Below are 17,618 nucleotides of genomic sequence, written 5' to 3'. Positions count from 1 at the left end.
GGCCGTGTTCATGAAGCCTTTCGCGTCTTCTTCACCGGTTTCTTGCCACCCAGGCTGCGCTTGAGCAGTTCGGTCAGGTCGAGGATGTCCGCACCTTTCTCGGCCGCCCCTGTGTCGCCCTTCTCCACCGCCTCGATCTTGCCCTTGCTGGCCTTCTCTTCCACCAGGTCCATGATCGTCTGGCGGAAGGCGTCATGATAATCCTCAGGCTTCCAGGGCCCGCTCATGTCCTCTACCAGGCGCTTGGCCATCTCCAGCTCACGCTTCTCCACCTTGCTGTCGGTCACGCTGGCATCCAGCTCCAGCGTTTCCAGCCCGCGCACCTCTTCAGGCCAGCGCAAGGTGATCATCACCAGCGCATGGTCCAGAGGCCGCAGCAGCGCCAAGTGCTGCCGGGTATGCAATACCACGGTGGCCAGTGCCACCTTGCCGGTCTTTTCCAGCGTCTCGCGCAGCAAGGCATACACCTTGCCGCCACGGCGGTCCGGGGTCAGGTAGTACGGCGTATCGAAATGCTGCAGCGGAATATCGCCCGCTTCCACAAAGGAAAAGATGTCGATCGTCTGGGTCGCTTCGGGCCGGGCCTTGCGGATTTCCTCCTCACTGATCACCACATAGCGGCCCTTCTCGAACTCTACGCCCTTGACGATATTGTCCTTGTCGATTTCCTTGCCGGTCACCTTGTTCACCCGCTTGTAGCCGACCGGCTCCATGCTGCGCTTGTCCAGCCAGTCGAAGTCCACGCGCTCGGTGCGCACGGCGGTATTGAGTGCCACGGGGATGTGCACAAGGCCAAAACTGATGGCGCCTTTCCAGATTGCCCGAGCCATGAGGGTGCTCCCAGGGTTGCCTGCTGATACCAGAAGTGACTGCGTCGGGCGACAAAGGTTTAGCTGCCCTGCCCTGCGGCAACCGTCACGCCTGGCTGAACAGCACCCGCTTGAACGCTTCGGCCGCCAGGTGCACTTGTACCGCCCAATCCCCCGCGGCTTCGCTGCCGGCATCATCGGAAATGTATTTAAGGCACACGAACGGGATACCTTCACCCCGCGCGATCAATGCCAGCACGTAGGCTTCCATGTCGACCACGTCGTAAGGCGCGTCGCCATGGTTGATCTCGAAGCTGTCACCGCTGCCACAGGTTTCCACAGCCAGGCCGGGTATTGCCGCCCCGTGTTCGAGTACCACCGGGGTGTCGGACAAGGGTGTTTCATAACGGGCAAAGCCCAGCGCGGTCACATCCATGTCGCGTTGTACGAAGCGGTTACAGCACACGACTTCGCCCTTGCCATGACGCTGGCTGCCAGCCGAGCCCAGGTTGACGATAAGCTTGGGCCTGCGCGTGGCGATCGCCTTGGTCAGGGCGATTGCGGCATTGACCTTGCCAATGCCGGTGAACACGGTGTTCACCTCGGTAAAGACATCGCCAGCCTCGGCCTCAAGCGCAAAGACGAACAGCGTGTCATTCAGGGAAATGTCGGGGAATTGCTTGATAAGCATCATGGAGCAGGTGTTTCCGAGTGGCTGCAAAGGGCGCGGCCATTGTCGGTCAACCCGGGCTAAATGCAAGTCCCGGCAGCCACCACGGCGCGTAGCGCCTGCCCTTTGCCAAGCCCGTCTGCCCTAGCCTGTGCCAGGCAGCGCAATTGCTGATCGGCATGGGTACCATGGCGCAGCACGTGCAGGGCGTGCTGGCAGGCGCGCTCGGCGTCCGCGCTGTCTATGGGTAGCTGGGCCTGCAGTTGGGCGAGCCAGCCTTGCGCCGTGACCGGCTGCTGCTCGTGACAACCTATGAATTGTGCGTGGCGCCCATGGCGCATGGCACGCCAGTAGTTCTCCTGGGCGATCCAGCGCAATTCGCGGCTGCAGGGTAGCGGGTCATGGCGGTAGGCAATGCTGTGTTCAACCAGGTGGCGAAACAGTGCTGCAATGCACAGAACGTCTTCCAGATTCGGGCAGCCATCGCAGATGCGCAACTCCACTGTCGGATAGCGCCGCGAAGGCCGGAGTGCCCACCAAAGGTCGCCATCGGGAGCCAGTGCACCGGTTCGCTGCAACAGGGCACGGTAGCGCTCATAGGCGGCCCAGTCGGGCAATGCTTCGGGCAAGCCCATGTGTGGCCACTCACCGCAGATCACTCGGCGATAGCTCAAGTACCCGGTAGGCTGGCCAGCCCACAGGGGCGACGAAGTGCTCAACGCCAGTAACAACGGTAACCAGGGCAGAAGGCGGTTGATCAGTTGCATGCGGTCACAAGCTGGCGGCACGCCAACGTGCACATGCAGGCCATTGAGCAGGCTACGCCTTGCCACATGGCGGTAGTCGTCGAACAGCTGCTTATAGTGCCCTTGTGCCGCGGGCTTCTGCAGCAGCCACGCGGCGCAGGGGTGGCTTGCCGCACCGTATGGCCCCATCCCCTCTTCGGCCAATGCCACGCGCAGCCGCTGACGGTTGCGCTGGAGAAACTCACGTGCTTCATACAGGTTGGTGAACACCGGCGACGCCAGCTCGATCTGGCTGCGGAACATTTCCTGGGCGAAATAGCGGCCCAGCGCTTCACGGCAGCGCCCCATCACCGCGGGTGACGGTGTGGCCGGAACCTGACCCGAGCCCAGGTTCACCAGTAGGTACTCTTCCTCGATGCCGAACGTACAGGGCCGGATCATGCTGCCTCAGCGGCTGCGGGTAACGGTGAGCGCCACGGCGGCGATGCGCTCGACCTGTTCGTAGCCTGGTTCAGCCAGTTGCTCGCCAAATACGTCGGGGTCGATTTCCCGATACACCCAAGCCCAATCCGGACCGGCCAGACGCAGGCGGATGGCTTCGAGCAAGGCATCGCGGCCTTCGACAATGGCCACCCCTGTGTATAGCAGCAACGTACCGTGGCGGCTCAGCCGATCGCGAGCCTGCTCCACGATACGTAGCGACAGGTCGACGCCTAGCGCGCCGCCACCGTGACGGTAGATGCGGGCGTTGGGGTCAAGCATGTAGGGCGGGTTGGCAACGATCAGGTCGAACGTACCGCTGATACCGTCCAGCAAGTCGCTGGGCTCGACCGACAGGTTACTCACACCCGCCAAGGCTGCATTGATTGCCGTATAGCGCAACGCCAGGGGGTTGATGTCAACGGCGCTGACCTGAGCGTGCTGGGCGGCGCGAGCAATCAGCAAGGCGCCCACCCCGCTGCCACAGCCGATATCCACTGCATGCTCGACCCGCGCGGGGCAGTGCTGAAGGTGCTCGTGAATGACTTGGGCAAAGCGGTAACTGTCCGGGCCGAAGAACACGGCATCGCTGGCGTCGGTTGGAAACGCCGAATGCAGCAACAGAAATTCATCCAGGCTGGACCAGCGTACCGTGCTGATCAGCCGTTCACCCTGGGCACCCAACGCCTGCGCACGTTCGAGCAACAGTAACTGATCTGCCGACAGCAAACCTGGCTCGAAAGGTCGGCTCCAGCCGAATATATCGCGCAGGGTGCTGGCCTGCCCGCAGCCCTCGCGGGCATTGACGCGCGCGTGGGTGGCGGGTGTCACGCAGGTAAAGCGGTATCCATCGGCGCGCAGGCGCTGTCCCAGTTGTAGCAACGCCTGGTCTGCCTCGATTTGCCTGTGAGTGAGCATCATCAACGCGGTTCCTCCTGGCGCAGCCCGGTTACGCGCATGTAGGCGCGCGTGGCACACAATCCGTCTGGGGTGGCGTGGCGGTTGCCGGCCATCCTCTGGATCAAGGCCTTGGGGTCCATATTCAAGGCGTCATAGGGTATATCTTCAGGCTCCTCAGGCAGCCCCCAACTGCCAGGTGATACGCGGCGGATGGACGGCTGCCAATCGTCGGCGATCCAGTCATGCCATAGCTGTTTTTCATAGGCGTTGAAAACTCCGAACATCGCCGCCGTCGGCCCGTCGATCAGCGTCCACCAGCGGCTGTTCGCTGGCGGCTGCCCTCTGCGGATCCAGCCATGAGACTGTAATGCGGCAACGAATGCGGGCATGGCGCCGGGTTCGGCCAGCCATTGATTGATCGTGCGCTGCTGCAGGCGGCAATGGTCGGCATGCATCAATTGGCCATAGACCCGCTTGCGTTCAAGGGCTGCAAACAGTTCGCCTTGCAGGTCGAACTGGCGGATGAGGTCTGGCGTGGCGATACCCCGGTCATTCAGGCGGTAGCCTAAGCGCGCCCTGGCGTAGAACGCCTGCGGATCATGCGCGGGGCTTAGCTGGTTCAGCGCCTGAATTGCCAGGCGGGCGTGGCCGCTGGCGGCATTGTCGATGGTCACATGCAGCTGAAAATACTGCCCGTCGATGCCCAGTTCGGCCAGCTCGTACGTGGTGATCAGCAGATGCAGCGGTGGCTGCTCATAACCGAGGTTGTAGCCAACCACCTCTGGCAGGTGAGTGTCGCAGTGCTGCCCCAGGGCAAGTTGCAGGGCCCCTTGCAGATACCGCGTGTCATCCAGGGGCATGGCCTCTACGCAACCCAGGCGAGCAAGCAGGCGCTGATAGATCAGCACATGGTTGCAGCGTGGATCACCGTTGCCGAGCTCTTCCAGATAGGTGCGAATCAGCCCGTGGTAACGCGGATCGCGCCAGTGATGCAGGGTGCCCTGTAGCCAGGCGCCATCCACGGCCTTGGTAGGCGCAACCTGTTGCAGGAACCACAATGCGTGGGCGCGGTTGGAAAAGTAACGCCGGGGCATACCTTGACGGCGTTGTGCCCGGTAAACGGTGTAGGCCTTGGCGACCTCGGCGGTATGCTTCTTGCTCCAGGCCGGCAACTCGGCCGGTGTGTCGGGCAAGTCGTCCGGCATGCTCGCGGCACCCGCCAGTTGTTCCTCCAGCCATGAGCCGCTGCCAGCATCCTGGCCTGCGAGCAGCGCTTGGTAGCGTTGTCGCAGGCTGGTCGATTCGGTGACCACTTGCGCAGCGCTTGCAGTATTGCGGTTCATCACCGTCATACCGTGCTCCTTGTCTTCTTACTGGCTCGGCTTCTGCCCCGGCATCGGCTCGGGGTCGGGCGCAGGCTGCGGTGCAGGCTTGGCATCAGGTTGCTGCATCTGCAGCGAAGGTTTACTGGGGTCGGAATCTTTACCAGGGTGGTCATTGTCGCGGTCGAAACAGCCGCCGACCAAGCTCAGCGAACCCATCAGGATGATCAGTGGAGTCAGGCGCATGGAGTACCCCCTTGGATAATTGCAGTGCCAGGTCGCCCCGGCACTGCGCCTCGGTCAGTTACGAACGGCCGCCCTTGTGGCCCGACTCGCGGTCGTGGGGCATGTTGCCGCCCGAGGACTGGCCGCCTTTGCGACCGGCTTCGGAGGCTTTTTCACGGTCATTGGCGAAATTGCCCGGGTTCTTGTTACCGCCTTGGCTGCCTTGTTGATTGCCGGTGCGGCTGTTGTCTTTAGTGGCCATGGTGTTCAAACCTCATATGACTTCGGAATGCACGGCAAGATGCCGTACACAGATTCGGAGTTCGGCGATATCGGCAGATTCGCTTTATTACGAGAGGTTCGGACCGGTGGCGTTAAATAAGCGGCATCGCCATATTTGGTGCGCGTGTCAGTGGTGCGGCGGGCTATCCATGCGCGCCTGCCGGCGGCCCAGCCAAGCGCCTGTCGCGCCCCAGCCCACGGCAAGCAACGCGCCGATGAGCATCGCCAATTGCGGGTGTTCGCCCATCACGTCCAGCGCACGCTTGACCCAGCCGCTCAGCGCATCGCCGCCACGGTAGACCACGGTGTCGATGAAGTTCTTGGCTTTGTACTTGTCCTCGGCGGACAGCACAGTGAACAGCATCTCCCGCCCTGGCCGCACCAATGCGTATTCACCTGCCCGCCGCACCACCATCACCACCACAAACAGGGCGAACACCGGGGCCAGTGCCAGCCACAAGAAGCCGGCAGCCATTATCAGCGGCACTGCAACCAGCAACACACCGACACCCAGCCGACGGGCCAGACGCCCGGTAAGAAAGACCTGGGTGAGGATGGCCAGGGCCTGCACAACCGTGTCGATCAGGCCGAACACCTGTGTCTGCCGGGTGCGGTCAGTGAAGGTTTCGCTGACAATACGCGCCTGCTCGAAGTACAGGAACGTGCTGACGCTGGCCAGCAATACCACGAACAAAGCGATGCCTAGCAGATAGGGCGAGCGCAGTACGGCGCTGGCGCCGGTAAACGGGTTGCCACCCAGTGGCCGCGCGTCCTGATGTTTGGTTTGAATCGCAATGGGTTGACGGGCTCGCCAGCGTTGCAGGAACAGGGTTGCGCCGATACTGCCCAGCAGAAATACCGCCGCCAGCACCAGTAACCCGGCATGGCCGAGCGGCGCCACCAGCAGAGTGCCAAGCAGGGGGCCACTGAGGCCGCCCAGGCTGGCCCCGGCTGCCAGCAGACCGAACAGCCGCTTGCCCTGGGCGGTGGAAAACAGATCGGCGAGCACGCTCCAGGCCAGCGAGATCGTCAGCAAATTGAACACCGACAGCCAGATATAGAACGCCCGGGCGGTCCAGAGATCGTCAGGGTTACCGGCCAACAGTGCCGCGAACAGCAACAGGTTGCTGGCGAAAAAACCATAGGTCCAAGGCAGGATATGCCTGCGCTGCACCCTGGAGGCCAGGCAGCCAAACAGCGGCAGGCACGCCAACGTGGCAAGGAAGGTGCCGGTGAACAGCCACTGCAGGTTTTCCACGCCACCGGCAACGCCCATGGTTTCGCGTACCGGGCGCAGCATGAAGTAACCAGTGAACAGCAGGTAGAACAGCAACAAGCCGGCGATGACCGCCGGCCCCTCACCAGGCTGAATGTTCAGCCCTTGGTCCAGGCGCCGCCGCCAGGCTTGCATGATGTCAGGCAAACTGTGTGATCAGCGCCTGTTGCTGCGCTTGGGTGAGCATTGGCTCATGCCCGGCCTTGAGCTGATCGAGCTGGCGGTCAGGCCGACTGGTAGCGGGTATGACCGTGGTCACTGCCGGGTGGCTGATGGCGAACTTGAGAAACAGCTGTGCCCAGCTGCCGATGCCTGCTTCGGCGGCCCAGCCCGGCAAGGCCTGGCCTTTGACCCGGGCGAACAGCCGGCCATCGTCGAAGGCCCGATTGATCAACACCGCAACGCCCTTGTCCTGGCACAGCGGCAGCAGTTCCCGGGCAGCGTCCGGCGCGTTGACCGAGTAGTTGATCTGGATGAAGTCCAGCGGCTCGCTGCGCACGATACGGGCGACGTCGTCGTGGCCACTGTTCAGGTAATGGGTGATGCCGACATAACGTGTCCCGCCCTGCTGCTTCAGCTCGCGGGCATAAGGCAGCTGCGTCTGCCAGTCACGCAGGTTGTGAATCTGCAGCAAGTCGACCTTGTCGGTGCGCAGGCTCTTGAGGCTGCCGGCCCACTGCGCTTGGGCTTCAGCCCGGCTATTGGCGGCGATCTTGGTGGCAAGGAAGCACTGGCGGTGCCAGCCGCCCTCTTCCAGCAACTGGCCGAGAATGCTGTCGGCGCCCCCGTAGTTGGGCGAGGTGTCGATCACCCGGCCGCCGCCTTCGAAAAATGCCTTGAGCACCGTTTTGAGCTGAAGGTACTGGGGCGAACCGTTTTCTACCTCGAAACTGCCCGAAGTACCGGCACCGATCACCGGCAACGCTTCACCGGTGGACGGGACTTTGCGCGCAAGCAAACCCGCCGGCGCGGCAGCGTGCAGCCAAGGGCTGGCGGCGGCCAGCAATCCCAATGTTGCACCTGCGCGTAGGACTTCACGACGTGCGTACATGGAAAATCTCCCGTCATGAATCGGAAACTTTCAAGGCTAGCCGCTCTGTCCCTCGCCTGCGGGTGTTTCTGTATCTGGATGTTTAGAGATCAGGCCCGCAGCAAGGGGCTCAGATCGACACCCGTCTCGCTCATTGGCGGGCACCAGTAGTAGCCCCCCGTCAGCGGGCGGCTGAAGCGGTAAAGTCCGTCGATGATGCCGTCTTCCAGGCCACTCATGCGCCGCAGCTGCACCTCGAATGCCTCGAAACTCTTGCCCAGGGCGACGAAAGCCAGGCCGGCGCCGCGTTGGTCGGCCCAGGATACCGAGCGACGGACCATGAACGCCTCGGGTTCAAAGCTTTCCTGGGCGGTGCGCTTGACGTGCGCGGACGCGGGGGCGTCGTCGAGTTCTTCGTTATCGCTCAAGCGACGGCCGATGATGTTGTCCTGGTCTGCCTGGGGCAGCGACTTGAAGTATTGCAGGTCGTGCTTCCACAGCTGGAACGCGGCAAAGCTGGAGCCATCTGCGGCAATGGCCGCTTGCACCGCCTCTTCGTCTGTCGGGTTTTCGGTGCCGTCTTCATAACCGGTAAGGTCATGGCCGCCCCGGTGCAGGAAGCCATCAACGCTGTCGGCCAGGCTCAGGGCGGGTGCCAGCGCCTGCTCCAGGGCCTGGGTGCGCAGCAGCAGGTCGCCACGTTCGTCGCCACGCAGCCACAGCCACAGGGCGTGTTGGGTGCTGGGGTTCTCAACCGCGGCATCCAGTAGCGGGAACGGGCGCAGGCCTGGTATTTCCCGGCCCAGGGCCTTGGCCAAGGGGGCGCCTACGCCCAGCAGCAACTGTTTGCCATCGACCTGCGGCAGCAAGGCATCCAGCGCGGCAGGCAACGCCTCGGGCGACTGCAGGGTGAAGAACAGGTGACGGGCGTGGGCCGGCACCGGGGTGGCAAGCAGACCTTGCTGGAACGGCATATCAGGCTAATCCTAAGGTAAAAACGGAATGCTACTTCGCCTGCATGCCTGCTGCAATGCGGCATGCAGCCTCGCCAGCCGCTGCACGTGGTAACAAACGGTTACCAAGAGCTGGCCCTTTGCAATTAGCTATCAATCAAGGCCGACCTACACTGCTTCAGATCCTTCGCCCGAGAGACCCCTCATGACCGCCTCGCCCCTGCTCACTGCGTTTCTGCCGCTTGCCCTGGGCATCATCATGCTTGGCCTTGGGTTGTCGTTGACCCTGGCTGACTTCGCGCGCGTGGTGAAGTATCCAAAGCCCGTGGTGGTGGGCCTGGTGTGCCAGATCCTGCTGTTGCCGCTGGTGTGCTTCCTGATCGCCAACGGCTTTGGCCTGGAATCTGCCCTGGCAGTGGGGTTGATGCTGCTGGCTGCTTCGCCGGGCGGTACCACGGCCAACCTGTTCAGCCATCTGGCCCACGGTGACGTGGCATTGAACATCACCCTGACGGCGGTCAACTCACTGATCGCGATCCTGACCATGCCGTTGCTGGTGAACCTGTCGCTGAGCTGGTTCATGGCCTCGGACCAGGCTATTCCACTGCAGTTCGCCAAGGTCATGCAGGTGTTCGCCATCGTCTTGCTGCCGGTGGCGCTGGGCATGCTGATTCGCCATTTCGCCCCGGCGTTCGCTGCGCGCATGGAAAAACCGATGAAGCTGGTGGCTGCGCTGTTCCTGGCCTTCACCATCGTCCTGGCATTGGCCAAGGACTGGCAGACAGTGGTCGAGTACGCACCGGTGGTGGGCCTGGCGGCGCTGCTGTTCAACCTGCTGAGCCTGACGGTGGGCTATTGGGTGCCGCGGCTGTTGAACATTCCCAAGCGCCAGGCGATTGCCATTGGTATGGAAATTGGCATCCATAACGGGACCCTGGCGATTGCCCTGGCGTTGAGCCCTTCGCTGCTGAACAACGCGACCATGGCGGTGCCGGCTGCGTTGTACAGCTTGATCATGTTCTTTACCGCGGCCGGGTTTGGCTGGTGGGTGAGCCGCGGGCATGTGGCGGCTGAGCCCAAGGGTGAAACCGTGAACTGATGTCACCCAATGCCCGGCAGGTGCCGGGCGGGCCAGGGATGCGTCACGATTGGCTGCGCCTGCTGCGCAATTGCTGCTTCAACACCTTCAGCGGCGGCGCATAGAAGAACCCGAACGACACGCTCCCCGTGCGCCCCTTCACCGCATGGTGCAGGCGGTGCGCGCGGTGCAAGCGTTTCAGGTAGCGGTTGACCGGCCGCGGCTTGCGCGGCCAGTGCCGGTGAAAGAAACCGTCGTGGGCCAGTACATACAGTGCTCCATAGCCTGCCACACCACCGCCCACCCACTGCAAAGGCGCATAACCACTTTTGCCCAGCGCCACCAGCGCCGTGGCGATCAGCCCCAGGGCCACCAGGTACAGGTCGTTGGTTTCGAGCATGCCCAGGTGTGGCTCATGGTGCGATCGGTGCAGCCACCAGCCCCAGCCATGCATGATGTACTTGTGAGCCAGCGTACCAACGCCCTCCATGGCCACCAGGGTGCCGAACAATATGGCGAGATTGAACAGCATGGAACGGTCCGGGTGATGGCAAAGGAAGGCGCAAGGTTACCGGCTGCCCAGGGTTTTTTCCATGTGGGCGTGACCGGCAGCAGGCCGTTCCCGGATGAAGCCATTGTCATGTTTTTGCCCTTGACCTGCTCTGCCCTGCGGCGTATGGTCCGCGACGCAATTTTGCCTTCCTCAACAGGAGACCTGCCTTGGACAGTAGCCCCAGTCGCTTGCGACAGGCCCGCGTGGCGCGCTAGCCCGGCAGTGTTCTGCACTGTCTGGCCGCTCTGGCAAGACGGTGGTTTCCTGTAACCCCCGCTTCTCCTTCCCTCCGCGTGGTACTGCGCAATTTCTGGTTATTTCAACCGCGCCAACTGATGGCGTTCATGCGGGCGTGTGCCTGCGGAAGAGGTTTGCTATGGATTGGAAAGTATTTCTGCTGCGCGTCAGCATTGCCCTGGTGCTGGGGGCGCTGATCGGTGCCGAACGGCAATTGCGCCAACGCCTGACCGGGCTGCGCACCAATGCGCTGGTCAGTACCGGTGCCTGCCTGTTCGTATTGATGACCCAGGCGGTGCCAGGCATGGCGCCTGCCGATGCGTCGCGGGTCGCAGCCTATGTGGTGTCGGGCATCGGCTTTCTCGGCGGTGGCGTCATCATGCGCGATGGTTTCAATGTACGTGGCCTGAACACCGCGGCCACCTTGTGGTGCACGGCTGCGGTCGGCGTGCTGTGCAGCCTTGGGCTGATGATGGAGGCGGCACTGGGTAGCCTGGTGGTGCTCTGCGCCAACATCCTGTTGCGTGATATCGCCCAGCGCCTGGACCGTCAGGACGTGGTGCCGGCCAGCGAGGTGGAACAGCACTTCGAAGTCCGTATCGTCTGCCGCGGCGAGGACGAGATCCAGGTGCGTAGCCTGATGCTGCACAGCCTGGGCGATCCACAGCTGCGCCTGCAGTCGTTGCAGAGCCAAGACCTGGACAACCCTGCGCGCCTGGAAGTGCGCGCTGAGCTATTGGGCACCGCGCAGGCGCCGGCGCAACTGGAGCGCCTGGTCAGCAGGGTCAGCCTGGAGAAAGGTGTAAGCTCGGTGCGCTGGCAATTACAGCCGCAGGTGCTGGCGACGGATTAGAACGACAGGAGTGATTCATGCTTATCCGCCCTACCCTTGAACCAGACATCACGTGGCTGCCGGACGTCGAGCGCTCGGCAGCCCAGGCTTTTGTCAGTTGGCCGGCACTGGCCTGGCTGGCGCAAGGCGACGTCATGGATTGCGCGGCGCACAGGGCTTTCGTCGAGGCAGGGGGTAGTTGGGTGGCGCAGGACGCGACTGGGCGCATTGTGGGTTTTGCCTGCGCCCGGCTGGCGGATCAGGCATTGCACCTTCATGAAATATCGGTGCGCCAGGAGGCCCAAGGGCAAGGTGTCGGGCGCCGGTTGCTGCAGCAAGTGGTCGATGCAGGGCGCTGCGCCGGTGTACGCGAGCTGACGCTGACCACCTTTGTGGATGTGCCTTGGAATGCGCCGTTTTATGCCCGTTTCGGGTTTGAGATGCTTCAGGAAAGCCGGCTTTGCGAACGACTCCGTGGCATCCTGGCCAGCGAGCATGCTCACGGTCTTCTCGGGCGTTGTGCAATGCGTCTGAACGTGGGGCTCTAGTTTTCATCGCGCCGCATGGCGCCCCCGCGATCTCCAGCCAGGTCAGCAATTCTGCCCTGCCGCCACACTTCCGGCCACGCAATACCCATCTCGCCCCTGCTGTTTGGCCTGGTACAACGCCCCATCAGCCGCCGCGACCAGCGCCTCGACAGTGCCTCCCTCCCGCGCCAGGTCGACCACCGCGATCCCGGCACTGAACGACACCCTTCCCAATGGGCTGGCGGCATGTTCCAGCGCCTGACGGCGCAAGAGCTGCTGTAACTCCTGCACCAGCAGTTCCGCGCCACGGCCATCGGTATCTGGCAGCAACAGCGTGAATTCCTCCCCACCATAGCGCACCGCCAGATCGGCCGGCCGTTTCAAGGCCTGTTGCAGCACCTCGGCAAAGCGTCGCAAGCACTGGTCGCCAGCCGGGTGACCGTAGTGGTCGTTGTAGGCCTTGAAGTAGTCCAGGTCCAGCATCACCAGTGCCAGGGGATAGCCTTGGCGCCGTGCACGGCGCAGTTCAGGTTCGAACACGCCATCCAGCCGCCGACGGTTACCCAGCCCTGTAAGGCTGTCGGTCAAGGCCAACGCTTTCAGCGTCTGGTGAGCCTGGAGCAGCGCCCGCTCGATCACGATCCGCTCGCGCAGTTGGCGCAGCACCACACCGCCAAACGCTGCCAGCCCCACCAACAACAGCAGCAAGACCGCCACCGACTTGATCGCATCGTACCGCCAGGGCGCGACAATGGATTCACGCGACAGCCCCGCTTCCACGACCAACGGGTAGCTGGACAACGCGCGATAGCCATACAGCCGAGGGGTACCGTCGACGACCGCTACCGCCTCGGCTACCCCTTCTGTGGCATACGGCAAGTGGTTGCGGAAGATCTCACTGTTGGCAAGACTTCGGCCTATCACCTGTTCCACGAACGGGCGCCGTACCAGGAGGGTGCCGTCGCGCTTGGCGAGCACCAGCGCGCCGCGCTCGTCGATCTTGAAGTCGCCGTAGTAACGCACGAACCACGCCACTTTGATGGTGCCAAGCAATACGCCGGCGAAGCTGCCGTCGGCATGCTCCAGGCGCCTGGAAATAGGAATGATCAGGTCGCCGGTGGAACGGCTGCGCACCACCGAACCGATATGTACACCAGGGTCGTTATGGCTGCGGTGATAGGCGAAGTAGTCCCGGTCGGCGTTATTGGCCTTGGGCGGGATGGCCGCCTGATCAGTGACGATCCAGCTGCCGTCCGGGCCGTAAACGAAAAGCCCGTGCAACTGCGGCATGATGCGTTTTTGCTGGGCCAGCAAGGCATGCAGGCGGGGCCGGTCGATGTGATCGAAACCATCGCCTTCCAGGCGCTCGGCCAAGGCACCGGTAATGGCGTCGACCTGGCGGATAGCGTCCTCGGCGTGCTGCGCCGTGGCCCGGGCCAGGTTGCTGACCATGTTCTCGGCATTGTTATAGGCAAAGCGGTAGTCGCGCCAGATGCGCCAACCTTCCACCAGTACAAATGCCAGCATCACCACCAGCATGAATGCCAGTACCAGGCGGAACAGCGCCACGGCGCGGCCCTCGCCACTGATGGCGAAAAGCCCATCGTCGTCCTGTTTCCTGGCTGCGCACATTGGAATCCCTGGCCCTACGGCGTTCGCCGTCTTCACTATAGTTCAGCGTCGCACGGCCGGAACCGGCGGCAAAAAAGATTAAACCTTTTCCCCGCCTTCACCCTCAACCGTACGCGACATTGAGGTCGCGCCACGGTTTAAAGGAGTGAAGCATGAATAGTCTCTTCATCAGACGCGTTGGTTTTTCCATGGTGTTGGGCCTGGCATCGGTGCACGCAATGGCCGCGACTTCCGATGATTTCGTCGATGCAGCCACCGAGGCCGGCATTGCCGAAGTGGTGACCGGCAAGCTGGCTCAGGAGAAAAGCCAGAACGCCGAGATCAAGTCATTCGCCCAGCAAATGGTCACTGACCACACCCAGGCCAACCAGAAACTCGGCGACATTGCCCGCAAACTGGACATTTCGGTTCCGGATGAGGCCGCGATGACCGACAAGATCAAGAAAGTGATCCTGGAGTGGCGCGATGAGTCCTTCGACAAGTCGTACCTCAACAACCAGGTCGACGCTCACGAAAAAGCGGTGGAGCTGTTCAAGAAAGAGGCTGCATCGTCCGACAAGGCCGAGCTGAAGGCCTTTGCCAGCGAAACGCTGCCCAAACTCGAACAGCACCTGGAACAGGCCAAAGCCCTTCAGTCCAAGCACGGCAAGTGAGGCCGCACATGAGTAACGATGCATTGAAGACCGAAGTACTTACCCGCCTGCTGCATGCCCACCCCGAAGGCCTAGGCAAGGAAGTGCTGGACAACTACCGCGGTGAAAAGGCGGTGGCCGGCATGCTCAAGACGTTGCAGGAAGCCGGTTTGATTCATGACGGTAGCGTGGCGGTAAGCAATGATCACCAGATCAGCGTGCACTACCCGATCAAGCTGTCGGCGGCGGGCGTAGAGGCCGCCAGGCGCGCTGAAGGCTGACAGTCGTCTGTGGTGACCGTCGCCGGCAAGCTGGTTCCCAAGGGATCGCACATGGTTTGCCGGCGACGAGACCAGTAATCAAGGCCGTGGTCTACTCCTTTTTCTCAATGTCTCTAGGCGGCTTGGCCGGCCCCTGAGGGTCGACTTGAGGGTCTTCGGCATCCGGGGAGTCGGGGTCGAAACCAAGGTCGGCCTTTTTATCGGCCTGCTCGGCCGAGTGAGGCCCCTCTTTGTGTGGTGGTTGAGATCCAGGCATGGCGTTGTCTCCGGTGAGTGTCTAAGGAAGAAACCACCCGCCAGGAAAAGTTTGATTAATCTGCAACCGAGGCCAATTGCGCCCGACACTGCGCCAGCGCCTCATCACGCGCCTTCAACTGCTCCTCAAGCCACTGCAACTGCCGCGCCTGCTCGGCGCACACGTCGCGCCTGGCTTCAAGGCTCTGGGCTTGCACATCCAGCTGCCGACGCATCTCTTCGCTGGCGCCTTGTGCCTGGGCCAGGATGGTGCGCAGGCCCTGGATCTGCGCATCGCGTTGTTCCAGCAACTCATCCTGCGCCCGGCATTCGCTGGCCGCCTGACGATGCTCTCCCAGCAGACGCTCATTGTCACGGTGCAAACGGGTAAGTTCGTCCTGCTTGACGATCATGCCCTGCTGCAACTGACGTAATTCCACCTGCATCTGCTGCAACTGCGCTTCGTGGCGGCGCTGTTCCTGCTCGCGCTGTTCACGGCTGGCATTGCGGTAGTGCTCCAAGGCGTCGCGGGCATGGCGGTGCTTGTCTTCCAACGATTTGACCTGCTCGTCCTTGTCAGCCAGGCGCACCTGCAACTCACCCAGCGACTGGTTGAGGCTGGCACTGCGCAGCTGTTCGGCCTGCAGCGTGCTTTGCGTGGACAGCAGTTTTTCGGTTTCCGCGGCCAATGCCGCTGCATCGATCTTGTGTTGCTGATGCGCTGCGGCCAGTGCCTGCCGGGCAATTTCCAGCTGCGCCTCAAGCTGCTCGCGCTGTTGAGTGAACGTGCTCTCGGCCTGCTCGATCTTCAGGTCGGCCTCGTCCTGCAGCTGCGTTGCCAGTTGCCCGACCAGGCGGCTCAGCACATCGCTCAGCGCGACCCCGCCTTCGGACGCCACCGGCTGCTGGCCGTTCAGTTCCTTCAGGTAGCGGTGAATCGTGGTTTTGGAGCCGGTGTTGCCCAACTCGATACGTATGGCATCGATGCTGGGGTTCTCACCCCGGGCGATCAGTGCCTGACGCGCCTGCTGCACTACCACCTTGTTGATACCGCCACGGGCCATGCTTGCTCCTACGATTTTGTACTGTGTTATGTAACATGTAATTACGTACCAATTATGACGATAGCAAACCCCTACTGCAAACATTTCCTCAGGTGGAATAATCACGGCTTATCGCATGTAATGCACAAAACGGGCTTGTTTTCGATTCGATCACTTGGCTTTTATCAAGCCCACCTCAAGGTGCCCGGGTAGGCTCCCGAACAGAGTGATATCCAATAAAGGAAAAACACCATGAATCGCCCCGCTCCATCGAGGGTTCGCCTGTATGACGAAGACGATCTGGACAGTGTGCTGCGCTCGATGGCCCGCCAGGCCATGGCCTGCTTGCCTACGTCTGAAGTCGCGCTGGTAGGCATTCAGCGGCGTGGTGAGCCGCTGGCGCAGCGCCTGCAACTGCACCTGCAAGCACTGAACGGTGCTGCGCCATTGCCGCTCTACCCGATCAAGGTCAAGCGCTATGCAGACGACCTGAGCCTCTTGCATGCGCATACTCAACTCACCGAAAACCCGGAACTCGCCAAGCTCGACCTTGCCGGAACCACCTTGCTGGTGGTCGATGACGTGCTCTACGAAGGGCACTCTCTGCTACGCACCTGCGCCTACCTCGCCGAACTGGGTGCGCGCCACCTCATCAGCGCGGTGCTCGTCGACCGCCACGTCTGCCGCCAACCGGTGCATGCCGATATCGTCGGCATTCATCTGCAGGTCGCGGCGCAGGATATCGTCGAATGCCATGTGCCCCCCTACGAAGGGCAATTCTGCGTGGAGGTGGTGCGCCACGGCCGAACAGGCGATACCGCCTGATTCAACGGCCGGGTGCGGGGCCTTCTCGTCAGGATTGAGAATCAAGGCCTCCAGGCGCTACCTTGCACCGGGTGGTGCTGAGCCACTGACTACCCGTCGCCACCCGTTCGTCGTTCTTGCAGTCGTCAGCCGCACAGCCCTACACCACCAGAATATTGCAAGGCACCTGGTACAACACATGCTCGGTGGTACTGCCGAACAGACGGTCCAGCCCCCGTGCAATTGGTCGCCCCATGACCAGTGCGTCCACCGGCTGTGATTCAACGTATTCGCTGAGCACCGGGACCGGGCGGCCGAGCACGAAGTGGCAGCGTTCCGGCGGTGCGCCGAAGCGTTCGGCCAGTTTCCTGAAATCATCCTCCAGCGCTTGGCGCATGGGCTCGGCAATGTCACCGATGGCCCAGGCGGCATAGCCCATGTCGCCCATGTAGGCCATCGACAGATCGCAGGCGTGCAGCAGGTCCAGTTGCGCCCCTGTCTGCAAGGCCAAGGCACTGGCCTGCTGGACGATGCTGTCATTTCGGGCTTGCCCCTCTTCCGAGGTGTCGGCCACGTCCACCGCCGCCACGACCTGGCGCGGCAACGTCGGCCGGTTGGCCCCGAGCAGGTAGACCGGGACCGGGCAGTGGCGCAACAGTTTCCAGTCAAGCGGGGTGAAGAAGGCGCGCTTGAGCGCGGGCTCATGCTCGACCTGCTTGAGCAGCAGGTCCGGTCGCATCTCCATGACGTGTTCCAGGATGTCATCCTGCAGGTCATTGCTCCACGCCACCTCGGTCGTCACCTGCACGCCGGAGGCACGCAGCGCGTTCGCCTGGGTTTCCAGCTGTTGCTGCTGAGTGTGCCGGTAAGCCTCCCGCTCCGTTTGGTGCTTACCGGACTCCAGTAGCCAGAGTTTGTCCAGTGCTTCGAGCAAGGCGACAATGTGCAAGCTGGCCGATGCTGATCGGGCCAGTGCACCGGCCTGCTCCAGGGCGACCGCCTGGTGCAGCATTGGGCGCATGATCAGCAACAGGCGTTGATAGTGGCTCATGATTACCTCCAACGGTGGGCC

The 17,618-nt window shown here is 62.4% G+C and carries 20 protein-coding genes and 1 pseudogene; 6 read left to right on the top strand and 15 right to left on the bottom strand.

Annotated elements, in window-relative coordinates; all coding sequences use genetic code 11:
- Positions 1-8: 8 nt before the first annotated feature.
- From ACF8O8_RS16910 to ACF8O8_RS16865, 10 genes and pseudogenes are all read right to left on the bottom strand, one after another.
- A complete protein-coding gene (locus ACF8O8_RS16910; RefSeq protein ID WP_392510030.1) occupies positions 9-830 on the bottom strand; it encodes a Ku protein in 822 nt (273 codons plus the stop codon).
- 85 nt (positions 831-915) lie between these two features.
- Positions 916-1,503, bottom strand: coding sequence for a nucleosidase (locus tag ACF8O8_RS16905; RefSeq protein WP_012052320.1), 588 nt, complete (start codon positions 1,501-1,503; stop codon positions 916-918).
- Positions 1,504-1,559: 56 nt separating this feature from the next.
- Positions 1,560-2,666, bottom strand: a complete 1,107-nt coding sequence (locus ACF8O8_RS16900; RefSeq protein ID WP_392510029.1) for a carboxylate-amine ligase — start codon at positions 2,664-2,666, stop codon at positions 1,560-1,562.
- 6 nt (positions 2,667-2,672) lie between these two features.
- Positions 2,673-3,626, bottom strand: coding sequence for a methyltransferase (locus tag ACF8O8_RS16895; protein WP_392510028.1), 954 nt, complete (start codon positions 3,624-3,626; stop codon positions 2,673-2,675).
- Positions 3,626-4,957, bottom strand: a complete 1,332-nt coding sequence (locus tag ACF8O8_RS16890) for an iron-containing redox enzyme family protein (RefSeq protein ID WP_010954133.1) — start codon at positions 4,955-4,957, stop codon at positions 3,626-3,628. The genes ACF8O8_RS16895 and ACF8O8_RS16890 overlap by 1 nt, the downstream gene beginning before the upstream one ends.
- 18 nt (positions 4,958-4,975) lie before the next feature.
- Positions 4,976-5,173, bottom strand: coding sequence for a hypothetical protein (locus ACF8O8_RS16885; protein WP_049587889.1), 198 nt, complete (start codon positions 5,171-5,173; stop codon positions 4,976-4,978).
- Between the two features lie 58 nt (positions 5,174-5,231).
- Positions 5,232-5,357: pseudogene (locus tag ACF8O8_RS16880) on the bottom strand (general stress protein); the annotation flags it as partial.
- A gap of 204 nt (positions 5,358-5,561) precedes the next feature.
- A complete protein-coding gene (locus ACF8O8_RS16875) occupies positions 5,562-6,845 on the bottom strand; it encodes an NTP/NDP exchange transporter (protein WP_392510176.1) in 1,284 nt (427 codons plus the stop codon).
- A 4-nt stretch (positions 6,846-6,849) separates the two neighbouring features.
- The gene (locus ACF8O8_RS16870; RefSeq protein ID WP_392510027.1) at positions 6,850-7,761 is read right to left on the bottom strand and encodes an aldo/keto reductase; all 912 of its coding nucleotides are present in this window, start codon (positions 7,759-7,761) and stop codon (positions 6,850-6,852) included.
- A gap of 89 nt (positions 7,762-7,850) precedes the next feature.
- A complete protein-coding gene (locus tag ACF8O8_RS16865; protein ID WP_010954130.1) occupies positions 7,851-8,714 on the bottom strand; it encodes a Dyp-type peroxidase in 864 nt (287 codons plus the stop codon).
- A gap of 184 nt (positions 8,715-8,898) precedes the next feature.
- On the opposite strand from ACF8O8_RS16865, the gene ACF8O8_RS16860 reads away from it, so the two are divergent.
- Positions 8,899-9,792, top strand: coding sequence for a bile acid:sodium symporter family protein (locus tag ACF8O8_RS16860; protein ID WP_012052327.1), 894 nt, complete (start codon positions 8,899-8,901; stop codon positions 9,790-9,792).
- Positions 9,793-9,835: 43 nt separating this feature from the next.
- On the opposite strand, the gene ACF8O8_RS16855 is transcribed toward ACF8O8_RS16860, so the two are convergent.
- On the bottom strand, positions 9,836-10,303 hold the full coding sequence (locus ACF8O8_RS16855; protein ID WP_004374446.1) for a sterol desaturase family protein: 468 nt from the start codon (positions 10,301-10,303) through the stop codon (positions 9,836-9,838).
- Positions 10,304-10,700: 397 nt separating this feature from the next.
- Here ACF8O8_RS16855 and ACF8O8_RS16850 point away from each other — a divergent pair, with 397 nt between their 5' ends.
- Entirely contained in the window at positions 10,701-11,414 is a 714-nt protein-coding gene (locus ACF8O8_RS16850) for an MgtC/SapB family protein (protein WP_004374444.1), read from the top strand.
- 17 nt (positions 11,415-11,431) lie between these two features.
- A complete protein-coding gene (locus ACF8O8_RS16845) occupies positions 11,432-11,941 on the top strand; it encodes a GNAT family N-acetyltransferase (protein WP_010954127.1) in 510 nt (169 codons plus the stop codon).
- Between the two features lie 42 nt (positions 11,942-11,983).
- On the opposite strand, the gene ACF8O8_RS16840 is transcribed toward ACF8O8_RS16845, so the two are convergent.
- Positions 11,984-13,552 carry a sensor domain-containing diguanylate cyclase gene (locus ACF8O8_RS16840; RefSeq protein WP_350297875.1) on the bottom strand — a complete coding sequence of 523 codons (1,569 nt, stop codon included), beginning with the start codon at positions 13,550-13,552 and terminating at the stop codon, positions 11,984-11,986.
- Positions 13,553-13,704: 152 nt separating this feature from the next.
- Here ACF8O8_RS16840 and ACF8O8_RS16835 point away from each other — a divergent pair, with 152 nt between their 5' ends.
- Together ACF8O8_RS16835 and ACF8O8_RS16830 are read left to right on the top strand one after the other, a co-directional pair.
- Entirely contained in the window at positions 13,705-14,205 is a 501-nt protein-coding gene (locus ACF8O8_RS16835) for a DUF4142 domain-containing protein (protein WP_010954125.1), read from the top strand.
- 8 nt (positions 14,206-14,213) lie between these two features.
- On the top strand, positions 14,214-14,465 hold the full coding sequence (locus tag ACF8O8_RS16830; protein WP_049587893.1) for a hypothetical protein: 252 nt from the start codon (positions 14,214-14,216) through the stop codon (positions 14,463-14,465).
- A gap of 91 nt (positions 14,466-14,556) precedes the next feature.
- On the opposite strand, the gene ACF8O8_RS16825 is transcribed toward ACF8O8_RS16830, so the two are convergent.
- Positions 14,557-14,721 carry a DUF6021 family protein gene (locus ACF8O8_RS16825; RefSeq protein WP_010954124.1) on the bottom strand — a complete coding sequence of 55 codons (165 nt, stop codon included), beginning with the start codon at positions 14,719-14,721 and terminating at the stop codon, positions 14,557-14,559.
- Between the two features lie 55 nt (positions 14,722-14,776).
- Positions 14,777-15,763: a DNA-binding protein gene (locus ACF8O8_RS16820; RefSeq protein ID WP_010954123.1), complete on the bottom strand. Its 987-nt coding sequence runs from the start codon at positions 15,761-15,763 to the stop codon at positions 14,777-14,779.
- 231 nt (positions 15,764-15,994) lie between these two features.
- Here ACF8O8_RS16820 and ACF8O8_RS16815 point away from each other — a divergent pair, with 231 nt between their 5' ends.
- On the top strand, positions 15,995-16,567 hold the full coding sequence (locus tag ACF8O8_RS16815; protein ID WP_010954122.1) for a bifunctional pyr operon transcriptional regulator/uracil phosphoribosyltransferase: 573 nt from the start codon (positions 15,995-15,997) through the stop codon (positions 16,565-16,567).
- 139 nt (positions 16,568-16,706) lie between these two features.
- Here the strand turns inward: ACF8O8_RS16815 and ACF8O8_RS16810 are convergent, their stop codons facing one another.
- Entirely contained in the window at positions 16,707-17,597 is an 891-nt protein-coding gene (locus ACF8O8_RS16810; RefSeq protein ID WP_010954121.1) for a universal stress protein, read from the bottom strand.
- Positions 17,598-17,618 lie beyond the last annotated feature (21 nt).

Origin of the sequence: Pseudomonas sp. TYF_14, from assembly GCF_043105275.1 — a bacterium.
In the GTDB taxonomy this organism is placed as follows: domain Bacteria; phylum Pseudomonadota; class Gammaproteobacteria; order Pseudomonadales; family Pseudomonadaceae; genus Aquipseudomonas; species Aquipseudomonas alloputida.
The sequence above is the reverse complement of the archived record's forward strand: the minus strand, read 5'-3'. Positions and strand labels throughout refer to the sequence as shown.